Below are 603 nucleotides of genomic sequence, written 5' to 3' on the forward strand. Positions count from 1 at the left end.
ACCCGCTCCCTCGCGGTAGCGCAGCAGCCAACGATCATTTCCGGCCGCGTCCTTAACCTGGTGAATTCCTCCGGCACTGGCGCGGCTCTCCTTAATCAGCGCCTCGCCATCGTTTACCGCGTACTGGCTGATATCGCCCGCCAGCGAAGGACGCAGCCGGTTTACTCCTGCTGCTCCGGTTTCTCCGGCTGCGGCTCCTTCAGTAGCGACTCTGGCTTCTCCAGATATCGCTCCTTCAGCGGCGCTGGTTGCCCCGGCTGCTGCTGCCCTGGCTTCGCCGGCCATCGCCACCTCCGCCGCTGCGGTACCGGTTTCGCTGGTTATAGCCATACCGGCTTCCCCGGCGGTGGCCTGTTCTGCGGTGTTGCGCAGCGTGGCCAGCGCGCTCCGGCCTTCCGTGGTCACCGTTTTTTCAGTGAAGAATTCCGCCATAGCGCCCGCTTCTGCGGCAATGCCGTCGAGCATCAGCAGCGCGCCGATATCTTTCATCACCCGCTCAGCGTTGGTGGGTTCATTCTGTTCGGTACGCAGCGGCTGCCCGGCAAAATGGCGCAGCGACTGCACTTTATCGCGGTCGCTGTACTGCGCCAGCGCCCTGCCTTC

General features: G+C 64.0%; 1 pseudogene. It reads right to left on the bottom strand.

The features are described from left to right. Window positions 1–603: pseudogene (locus E0L21_RS24730) on the bottom strand (hypothetical protein); the annotation flags it as partial.

The organism is Kosakonia quasisacchari (genome assembly GCF_004331415.1).
GTDB classification, from domain to species: domain Bacteria; phylum Pseudomonadota; class Gammaproteobacteria; order Enterobacterales; family Enterobacteriaceae; genus Kosakonia; species Kosakonia quasisacchari.